The sequence below is a fragment of the Streptomyces sp. NPDC001443 genome (assembly GCF_053597355.1).
This window is the reverse complement of sequence record NZ_JBSFIA010000016.1, coordinates 156,286-162,504: the sequence shown is the minus strand read 5'-3', so window position 1 is coordinate 162,504 and position 6,219 is coordinate 156,286. Positions and strand designations below refer to the sequence as shown.

Here is a 6,219-nt window from a genome sequence, read left to right as displayed (position 1 = left end):
CCCATACCCGGGCCTGTCGCTCGCTCACTCGCCCCTCCTCGTTCCGCACGGCTTGCCGTCGGCCCGAGGAACACCCCGCTGTCATCTCCGTAATCAGCGACCGCACGAAGCGCGCACATCTCAATCAGCAGCCAGGGCGCCCCGGAGGGCCGGGCGGCCACTCCTCGGAAGCCACTGAAGGCAAGAAGCCATAAGCCACACCCGGCCCTCCCGGGCCGCCTAACAACTTACGGAGGAGCCATGACCCCGCACGCCCTGAAACGGTCCACCCTGCTGACGCTGTGCGCCTGCGTCCTGGTCGCACAGAGCATGGTCGCCGCCATCAACCTGCTTATCCCACAGCTGAGTTCGTCCTCGCTGCACCCCTCGCACACCGAGATCCTGTGGACCGTCGACGCCTATGTCATCACCTTCGCCGGACTGCTCGTCCCGGCGGGCGCGCTGGGCGACCGCTACGGCCGCAAGGGCGCCCTGCTCACCGGTCTCGCGCTGTTCGCCGCGGGCGCCGGGACCAGCGCGCTCGCCCACTCCCCCGCACTGCTGATCGCGGGCCGGGGAGTGTCCGGCGCGGGCGCCGCGCTGATCACCCCGGCGACGATGTCGATCCTGATGCGGCTCGCCGCCCCGGAACACCGGCCGCACGCGATGGCCTCCTGGACCCTGGCGATCGGCCTGGGCGGCGCGGCCGGCAACCTGGGCGGCGGACTGGTGGGCCAGTTCCTGTCCTGGCGGGCCCTGTTCGCGGTCATGGTGCCGCTCGCCGCGCTGCTGGCGCTCGCCGTGGCCGTCACCACCCCGCGCACCGGGCGCGCCCACGCCAACCACCTGGATCCGCTGGGCACACTGCTGCTGACGGCGGGCCTGGTCGCGGTGCTGTTCGGCATCATCGAGGGCCCCGCCTACGGCTGGACCTCCGCGCGGATCCTCGGCGCCTTCTCGACGGGCGCCGCGCTGGTGGCCGGGTTCACCGTGCACGCCCTGCGCTCGCGCGCCCCGCTGTTCGACCCTCGCGTCTTCGCCTCGCCCCGGCTGCGCTCGGCCGCTCTCGGCACGGCCACCGGCTTCTTCGGCCTGTTCTCCCTCTTCTACGTCAACTCGCAGTACCTGCAAGAGGTCAAGGGGTTCGGGGCCGCCGTGACCGGTGTCGCGATCATGCCGCTGACACTCGGCATGGCACTGGTGCCGAAGCTCGCCACGCGCTGGGCGGACCGACCCCGGCCGGTGATCGGCGGCGGGCTCGCCCTGATCGGCCTCGGCCTGCTGGGCGCCTCCACCGCGGGCGCCGGGACGCCGTACTGGGCGTACGCGGGCTGGCTGCTGGTGATCTCGGCGGGCACCGGTCTGTCCATGCCCGCGCTGACCCTCGGCTTCGTCTCCTCGCTCCCCGCCCACCAGGCCGGACTCGGCTCCGGGCTCGGCACCTCGGCCCGCGAGATCGGCGCGGCCCTCGGCGTCGCGGTCACCGGCACGGTCCTCTCCGCCCACCCCGGCCTCACCCACGGCATGGCCCCGGCACTGCGCACGGTCGCGCTGCTGGTGCTGGCGGCCACGGCCCTCGTGATCGCCGGGTACGGCACCGGAAAGACGCGTACTGTCGCGTCCGGCGAAGAACGCGTACTATCGCGTTCGACCCGGTAGCGTGGCACAACTCCCGCGCCTCCCTGCCGACTTCACCACCCCCCGCACCCCAGACACCCCCACCACTGAACGGCAAGGAGCGGTCATGCCCGCACTTCTGGATCCGGTACTCGACCTGCTGACGCTGCGCGCCACGGTCACCGAGGCCGAACCCGTCGCGGCCCGGATGCGCCGACTGCGCCTGGAGGGCCACGCCCTCGCGGGACTCGACGTGCGCCCCGGGCAGCAGGTGCGGGTGCACGTCACCAGCGGGCTGACCCGCCGTACGTACTCGATCTGGCGCTACGACCCCGAAGGCGCCCTGGAGTTGTGCGTGCTCGACCATCCCGGCGCCGGGCCGGGGGCACTGTGGGCGCGGGCCGCGGCGGTGGGCGACGAGGTCCGGCTGGGGAAGCCGGAGGGGTCGTTCACGGTGCGCCCCGACGCCACCCACCATGTGTTCGCCGGGGACGAGACCGCCGCCGTCGCGTTCGGCGCGATGCTCGCCGCGCTGCCCGCGACGGCCCGGGTCTCCGGCCGCGTGGAGACCGGGTCGGCCGCCGACCGGCTGCCGCTCGCGCACGGCGAGAAAATCGGCTGGCTGGTCCGGGGCACCATCGCACTCCCCGACGCCGTAAGGGAGTTGGCGCCCGAACCGGGCGGGGTGGCGTATGTCGCGGGAGAGGCGCGGACCGTGCAGCGGGTGCGGCAGGTGCTGCGGGAGGCCGGCTGGGACCGGCGCTCCGTGCTCACCAAGCCGTTCTGGGCGCCGGGCAAGCGCGGCCTGGAGTGAACCGCGTGAGGCGGCAGGCGGCCCGGCTCAGCCGCACCGCGCGCCCGACGGGCAGAAGGACGCCACGGCCGTGGTGAGCGGGGCCCGGACCAGATCGGCGGCGAGGTTCTCGGGGCCGCAGGAGCGGATCGCGCAGAGCATGCCGTCGGCGGCCCGGAAGCGGTGGTCGATCACCTGGCGGGGGTCGCCCTCCGCGTCGTCGTGGCGGGCGGGCCGCCCGGCATCGAGGCGCGCGATGAATCTCTCCTTCCTGGCCATCACATCGGCCCAGCACTCCGGCAGGCCCAGAGCCGCCATGTCCCGGACTGCACGCTGCTTCCTGCGGTCGGTGTGTCCGCTTCAGCCCGAGCCGTTGCGGAATCCAGGACATCCACACCGCATCCCCTGCCGACCACCGGTGAACACGCAACTCAGCGCCTGTGCGCGGCCTTTGGAGCCACACAGGGATGCCGACCGATCAGCACAATGCCGATCACGATCGCCACGAGGCCGACGGCCTCCACGGCGAGCGCGCCAGGTGTGGTCCGGAGGCGGTCGCCGACGATGCCGATCCCGCAGGCGATCCCGGCCAGCGGCTGCGCAGCGGTGAGTGCAGGAAGCGAGGAGCGCAGCGGCGCGGTCTCGAACGCGCTCTGGACGAGCCCCAGACCGATCAGGCCGAGACACACGACCACGTAGGGCTGCCAGTGCGCGAACAGCACTGCGATGCCGTGCCCGCCGGCGAGCCGGCTCGAGATACGGGTCAGGGAGTCCTGCAACCCGTACAGGAGTCCGGCGGCGCAGGCCAGCACGGTCGCCACGAGCGTTGGCCGCAGGCGCCGGGCGAACGCGACGAGCAGCCCCGCCAGTGCGACCACGACGCCGAGTAGGATCCAGCGGCGCAGCGGCCCGGCCAGGTGCCCGCCCCCTGACGGCCGTCCGGCGACGATGAACCCCGTCACGCCCAGCGCCAGCAGCAGCGCCCCACCCCAGCCGTTCCAGCCGAGCGGCCGGCCGGTGAGCCAGCGTGACAGCGCCATCGCGAAGAGCAGGCTGGTCGCGGTCAGCGGTTCGACCAGCGACACCTCTCCGTTCGCGAGGGCGATGATGCTCAGCACCATGCCCACGATCATCGCGGCGATGCCGGCCAGCCATTCCGGACAGCGCATCAGGTCGAGCAGCAGCCGGAAGAAGGGAAGGCCGGAAAGGGGCGCCCGTTGGGCTTGCCGCTGCTGGAGGACGAAGCCGACGCCGAGGCAGCAGGCAGCACCGATCCCCGGCAGGAACACGGTCATCGCGTCACCCCGTTCGGCCCGGTGGTGCGCACTCGCAAGCGGCGCATTTCCGCGCTGCGTCCGACGGTCGAGGTGGCTTGGCGGTGCCCTCGGGGGGCGTGCGCTCATCGCGGCTCGAGCTGCGGCCGGTTATCCGACAGGTGTTCTGTGCAGCCCCCGGGGAGTCCGACATCTCCACGAGTACCGGGTCGATGTGGCCCTCGTGCTCCTGAGCGCGGATCGCCCGTATTCCGGGTGGCCGGGTGAGCAGCATGTCGAGAGGGTGGCTCGACATGCCGTATGTGGTGTCTGCCGGGAGCTGAACGCGGTCGGCACCGGTTGCGACGACGTAGCCGTCGCGGGCGATGACCGGCGTACCCGAGTGGAAGCGGGTGGTGAATCCGCTGTGTTCCCTCAGCGCCTTGCGCAACCGAAGTACGTATATTTCGCGCCGCGCACGCGCCGCCTGTTCGGTGGCGCAGACGTCGGTGTGCGTGGTCGGTGCGGGCGTCGCGGGTGCTTGCTGTGAGTGGAGCGTATCGGTCATCTCAGCTCGCTCCTTGCAGGGTGGTGGGTGAAGGCGGGATCCCTGGTAGTGCATGTCCACGGACGGTTGACGGTTCGGCGGATACGCGTCTTGCGTGAGATCTCTTCGCGGGCGGGCCGCTCGAAGGCCTGCTTCTCGCACGCGGCGCAGGCATCCCGGGTGGCTTTGTGGTCGTTCAGTTGGGTGGTGTGCGCGTGGTCGCCCGGTTCCAGGCGGGTGTCCTCAAGGGCGTTCGGGCAGCGCGGTGTTGTCTGGTCTCGGTCACCTGCCACATGGCGAGGAGCAGCAGCGTGCCGGATTCGGCGACGAGGCTGAGGACGGCTTGCGGCGCGGGCTGCAGACCGTGCTCGGTGAAGCCGAACATGCCTACGGTGCGCGAAGCGGTGAAGCCGCCGAGGGCGCCGAGCGCGACGCCTGCCGCGGCGGCCCTCAGCAGCAGGGGTGGTGTCCCCATCAGCAGCAGGGCAGCGAGGGCGAAGGCCGCGCTGGCCTGGAGCAGGAACAGGGGGCCGATGATGTGGACGAAGCGGTACCCGTCGATGTAGAGCTGGGCGTGGATGAATCCGCTGGCGCCGAGGGTTGCGGCAGTCGCCGATCGCAGGGTGGGGACGAGGAGTCTTTGGTTGCTCATGCCAACCTCTGATCCTTGATGGCCAGTTCGCGGTCGCCTTGGCGGTAGCCGACGCTGCGGATGCCGAGTGCGTCCTTGAGCTGTCGGGCGGGGACGACCTGCGGGGTGGGGGCGGGGGCGCGGCCCGGTTTGGGCAGGGGGTATGCGGTGGTGGTGGCGGAGTGGAAGGTGATGTTGCCCTCTGTCTTGGTGAACAGTTGGTGGACGTGCCCGTTGAGACAGGTGACGGAGGAGAAGCGGCGCAGGAGGGCGATGACCTTGAGGGCGTCGTCGGTGCTCCAGCCCCACTGCGGGTACATGGCGAACAGCGGGATGTGGCTGAAGACCACGATGGGGGTGTCCGACGGCAGTCCGGCGATGTCCTTGCGGACGAAGTCGATCTGGTCGTTGCCGAGGTGGCCGAGCTTTTCCAGGCTCATGGTGTTGACCAGAGCGATGAAGTGCACGCCGTGGGTGTCGAAGCTGTACCAGCCGTCGCCGAGCGTGCCCGTGCCGAAGGTGCGCCGGTAGGCGCGGCCCGCATCGCCGATGGAGTCATGCTCGCCCGGTACGGTGAAGACGCGGTCCGTCTGCATTGCGGCCATCATCTGCTTGACCTGGTCGAACTGGCCGGCCGTGGACAGGTGCGTCAGATCGCCGCTGTGCATGACGAAGTCCGGCCTGAATCCGAGTGAGTTGACCTGGTTGATCGCTTCGGTGAATGAGCCGACCACGTCCGTGTTCGCCGGCCCCTGGAACCCGATGTGGCTGTCGGAGACCTGCACGAACCGCAGCGCGCCGCTTTCCGCCGGGGCAGCCGCGGCGTGGGCGTCCCGGGAGTCCGCGATGCGGCTGATCACTTCCCCGCTGGCCAGGGTCAGTACCACCGCTCCGCCGAACCACCCCGCGTGCCGCATGAGTTGACGTCGGGTCATGCCGTGTTCGGTATCGGACCGACCGGTGTCGTCGGCCGGCGCTCCGTCGTGACTGTCGTAGTGGTCGGTCATCGGGTCACCTCCACGGTGGCGGTCATGAACGGATGGATGGTGCAGAGGTAGGCGTAGGTGCCGGGCTTGGTAAACGTGTAGCTGTAGGTGGCGTGGGTGGACAGAGCGGCCGAATGCAGTGGTCCGCCCGACCCGGCGCTGGTGACGGTGTGGGCGTCGGTGTCCTGGTTGGTCCACGTCACCCTCGTGCCCACTTTGACCTTCAGCGCGGCCGGGGAGAATGCGAAGTTCTTGATCGCCACGGCGTTCCCGGTCACTGGCGCGGCCGGTGCGCCCGTGCTCGCGGGACTCATGGGCATGGTCATGCTGGGCATCGGCGAGGCACCGGGAGCGGTGCCCGCCGCGTTCCCCGGCTCCGTGGAACCTGGCGTTCCTGCCGCCTGGTGCTGACC

General features: G+C 71.0%; 9 protein-coding genes. 3 read left to right on the top strand and 6 right to left on the bottom strand.

Translation table 11 applies throughout. The features are described from left to right. Positions 1-240 precede the first annotated feature (240 nt). Positions 241-1,638, top strand: a complete 1,398-nt coding sequence (locus ACWC24_RS19030) for an MFS transporter (protein WP_450663981.1) — start codon at positions 241-243, stop codon at positions 1,636-1,638. Positions 1,639-1,723: 85 nt separating this feature from the next. Continuing rightward, positions 1,724-2,410, top strand: coding sequence for a siderophore-interacting protein (locus ACWC24_RS19025; protein ID WP_450663980.1), 687 nt, complete (start codon positions 1,724-1,726; stop codon positions 2,408-2,410). A gap of 27 nt (positions 2,411-2,437) precedes the next feature. Here ACWC24_RS19025 and ACWC24_RS19020 read toward each other — a convergent pair whose 3' ends face one another. From ACWC24_RS19020 to ACWC24_RS18995, 6 genes are all read right to left on the bottom strand, one after another. Then, the gene (locus ACWC24_RS19020; protein WP_450663979.1) at positions 2,438-2,707 is read right to left on the bottom strand and encodes a hypothetical protein; all 270 of its coding nucleotides are present in this window, start codon (positions 2,705-2,707) and stop codon (positions 2,438-2,440) included. Positions 2,708-2,820: 113 nt separating this feature from the next. After that, entirely contained in the window at positions 2,821-3,684 is an 864-nt protein-coding gene (locus ACWC24_RS19015; protein WP_450663978.1) for a DMT family transporter, read from the bottom strand. Between the two features lie 4 nt (positions 3,685-3,688). Next, on the bottom strand, positions 3,689-4,210 hold the full coding sequence (locus ACWC24_RS19010; RefSeq protein ID WP_450663977.1) for a hypothetical protein: 522 nt from the start codon (positions 4,208-4,210) through the stop codon (positions 3,689-3,691). Between the two features lie 175 nt (positions 4,211-4,385). Then, complete coding sequence (locus ACWC24_RS19005; RefSeq protein WP_450663976.1) at positions 4,386-4,841, bottom strand: hypothetical protein; 456 nt, start codon at positions 4,839-4,841, stop codon at positions 4,386-4,388. Further along, positions 4,838-5,755: a metallophosphoesterase family protein gene (locus tag ACWC24_RS19000; protein ID WP_450663975.1), complete on the bottom strand. Its 918-nt coding sequence runs from the start codon at positions 5,753-5,755 to the stop codon at positions 4,838-4,840. The genes ACWC24_RS19005 and ACWC24_RS19000 overlap by 4 nt, the downstream gene beginning before the upstream one ends. Positions 5,756-5,823: 68 nt before the next feature. After that, complete coding sequence (locus ACWC24_RS18995) at positions 5,824-6,069, bottom strand: plastocyanin/azurin family copper-binding protein (protein WP_450663974.1); 246 nt, start codon at positions 6,067-6,069, stop codon at positions 5,824-5,826. Between ACWC24_RS18995 and ACWC24_RS18990 the strand changes: the two genes are divergently transcribed. Further along, positions 6,059-6,217, top strand: coding sequence for a hypothetical protein (locus tag ACWC24_RS18990; RefSeq protein ID WP_450663973.1), 159 nt, complete (start codon positions 6,059-6,061; stop codon positions 6,215-6,217). The genes ACWC24_RS18995 and ACWC24_RS18990 overlap by 11 nt on opposite strands. The last annotated feature ends 2 nt before the right edge of the window (positions 6,218-6,219 follow it).

Coding starts and splice junctions, on each gene's coding strand:
- ACWC24_RS19030 (WP_450663981.1), top strand. CDS start 241: ATGACCCCGCACGCCCTGAAACGGTCCACCCTGCTGACGCTGTGCGCC.
- ACWC24_RS19025 (WP_450663980.1), top strand. CDS start 1,724: ATGCCCGCACTTCTGGATCCGGTACTCGACCTGCTGACGCTGCGCGCC.
- ACWC24_RS19020 (WP_450663979.1), bottom strand. CDS start 2,707: ATGGCGGCTCTGGGCCTGCCGGAGTGCTGGGCCGATGTGATGGCCAGG.
- ACWC24_RS19015 (WP_450663978.1), bottom strand. CDS start 3,684: ATGACCGTGTTCCTGCCGGGGATCGGTGCTGCCTGCTGCCTCGGCGTC.
- ACWC24_RS19010 (WP_450663977.1), bottom strand. CDS start 4,210: ATGACCGATACGCTCCACTCACAGCAAGCACCCGCGACGCCCGCACCG.
- ACWC24_RS19005 (WP_450663976.1), bottom strand. CDS start 4,841: ATGAGCAACCAAAGACTCCTCGTCCCCACCCTGCGATCGGCGACTGCC.
- ACWC24_RS19000 (WP_450663975.1), bottom strand. CDS start 5,755: ATGACCCGACGTCAACTCATGCGGCACGCGGGGTGGTTCGGCGGAGCG.